At 41.1% G+C, this 2,357-nt stretch carries 2 protein-coding genes and 2 tRNA genes; all 4 read left to right on the top strand.

Translation table 11 applies throughout. The annotated features are described in order from the left end of the window. Positions 1-190 precede the first annotated feature (190 nt). Positions 191-754 carry a prephenate dehydratase gene (locus tag LG34_RS14820; protein ID WP_109216753.1) on the top strand — a complete coding sequence of 188 codons (564 nt, stop codon included), beginning with the start codon at positions 191-193 and terminating at the stop codon, positions 752-754. 125 nt (positions 755-879) lie between these two features. Continuing rightward, positions 880-1,563 carry a YczE/YyaS/YitT family protein gene (locus LG34_RS14815; protein WP_242979919.1) on the top strand — a complete coding sequence of 228 codons (684 nt, stop codon included), beginning with the start codon at positions 880-882 and terminating at the stop codon, positions 1,561-1,563. A gap of 247 nt (positions 1,564-1,810) precedes the next feature. Then, a tRNA-Val gene (locus LG34_RS14810) sits at positions 1,811-1,883 on the top strand. A gap of 8 nt (positions 1,884-1,891) precedes the next feature. Then, positions 1,892-1,965 (top strand) — tRNA-Met (locus LG34_RS14805). The last annotated feature ends 392 nt before the right edge of the window (positions 1,966-2,357 follow it).

Raw genomic sequence — 2,357 nt, 5'->3', positions numbered from 1 at the left:
CGGAACGGAGTGTAGAGTGCAGTGATTCTGAAAAGAAGATGTCAGCTTGTGCTGACCAGAATCACGCACCAAGTCTCACGTGCGTTCGACTTGAACAGATATGAGATGATTTCGTGTTTTATATTACAGTAAGTGATAAGATAGAGTTTGTAAATTGTCTATAAAAATATGAGAGAATGAGGATTGTAAAATGGATAAAATCGGTTATATGGGGATTCCGGGTAGTTTTTCAGAAGTGGCAGCAAATGAGCTGCGGGCAGAGGCTGGCATGACAGAGACAGAACTGGTGCCGCTGGTATGTGCGAAAAACATTCTGGAAGCAATGCAGAAAGGTGAAATTCAGTACGGCGTACTTGGTGTGGAAAATTCCACGGCGGGTCCGGTTGGTGAATTTGTACATACCTTTGAAAATATTTCCTATGAAAAAATTGGTGTATACGTGCTTCCGATTCATCACTGCATGTTTAAAAAGCCGGGCGTAGATACCGCTTCTTTAAAAGAGGTGGCTTCCCATCCGCAGGCATTGCGCCAGACCGTCAACACACGTAAGGCGAAATTTCCGAATCTGGCAGAGCATGAGATCGAAGATACGGCCATTGGAGCAGAAATGCTGGCAAAGGGAACACTGCCGGAGACAACAGCAGCGATCTGCAGTGCCCGCGCAGGAAAACTGTGGAATCTGGAGATGATCGCAGAAAATATTGAGGATAGTTCTGAGAACCGCACGACATTCTGGCTGCTGAAATTGGCATAGAGAAGAAAAGGTGCTGCTTGTCTGTTAATTATAGGTACAAATATATTTGCTGTGTTCAGAAATAATCTGAAATTATAATTATGGAAAAGATAGTAAAAATATTGTCATAAGGAAGTGATAAAAATATGGATAAATGCGTAGATGGGAGGCGAAAACTGATAAATCGTCTGCTCAGTTATGGATTAGGAATCGTAATTCTGGCATTAGGAATCACGTTGAATACAAAAACCGGACTTGGCGTGTCTGCGTTAGTTTCCATTGCATATACGGTGGCTAATGCCTGGAATCTGAATTTTGCGTTGATGACATTTTTACTGTACACCTGCTTTGCGTTGATTGAAGTCGGACTGAAATGGGGATTTTTACCACAGTTGCGAAAAGTACTTTGGAAAGATCTGTTGCAGATCCCATTTTCCTTAGCGTTCAGCCTGCTTTTGAATGTGTTTGGAGGTATTATTCCAGTAGCAGAACATGTTGGAGCACAGATTGTGATGCTTGTGTTGGCAATTGTGTGTACGGGAATCGGTGCAGCGATGATCGTAGATATGCACTTGATCCCGAACCCGGCAGATGGTCTGGCTCAGACACTTGGAATGGTGACGAAAAAAGGAATGGGACTTGGAAAAAATCTGTTGGACTGCAGTTGTGTGGGAATTTCAGCTGTGATTGGTTTGGTGGCACGTGGACGTTTGATTGGAATTGGCATTGGAACAATTGCAGCAATGATCGGTGTTGGCAGAGTAGTGGCATTGTTTAACCGGTGTTTTGAAACTAAACTCTGCAGGACAGCAGGCGTAGAGAAAGTTTAACGTTAGAGTGACTGGGCAAGTATTATAAGTGGATTGCAAATATCTGTTTGACATGGTTGGTGGATGCGTATCCTAAAAGTCTGGTTAGAAGAAAATAGAAACCGTGTGAATTGCGTGAAAAGTATATATAATATGAATAAAATGTCGAACTTCAAAAAAGAGAGAAAAATCTGTTGACTTTCTGATTGATATGGGTGTATACTAACGAAGTCGACAGGGAACAGAACAGTTCACCGGTCAACAAAATGGGATCTTAGCTCAGCTGGGAGAGCATCTGCCTTACAAGCAGAGGGTCACAGGTTCGAGCCCTGTAGGTCCCATTCAATATGGCGAGATAGCTCAGTTGGCTAGAGCATGCGGTTCATACCCGCAGTGTCGAGGGTTCGAATCCCCCTCTCGCTATTAGAAACCTGTAAGAATTATCTTATAGGTTTTTTTGTTGCGTAAAAATATCTACTTGTAAAATTTCACAAAATGACAGTAAAAAAGAATCCTTGAAAACGTACGATTTTCATGGATTCTTTTTAGATTCCGCAAAATAAGAGCATTACAGCTAAAAAACAGCCATTGTGCAATTTGTACAGGTGAAAAATATACCATAAAACAATAATTGACATTCGTCATTTTGTGGTATTATACTGCAATCAATACGAATCATACGAATTGAAAATCTTTTTGTTATTTCTGATTTAACCGTTTGGTTAATTCGTAAATTAATTTTAAGTCGTTGGTATTCAACTGTTTTAATTCATCTCAGTCTGAGTTGAGACTCCCACTTCTGCAAGTGGTGAGTA

This window comes from Eubacterium ramulus, assembly GCF_003122485.1.
Lineage (GTDB): Bacteria > Bacillota > Clostridia > Lachnospirales > Lachnospiraceae > Eubacterium_I > Eubacterium_I ramulus_A.
The sequence above is the reverse complement of the archived record's forward strand: the minus strand, read 5'-3'. Positions and strand labels throughout refer to the sequence as shown.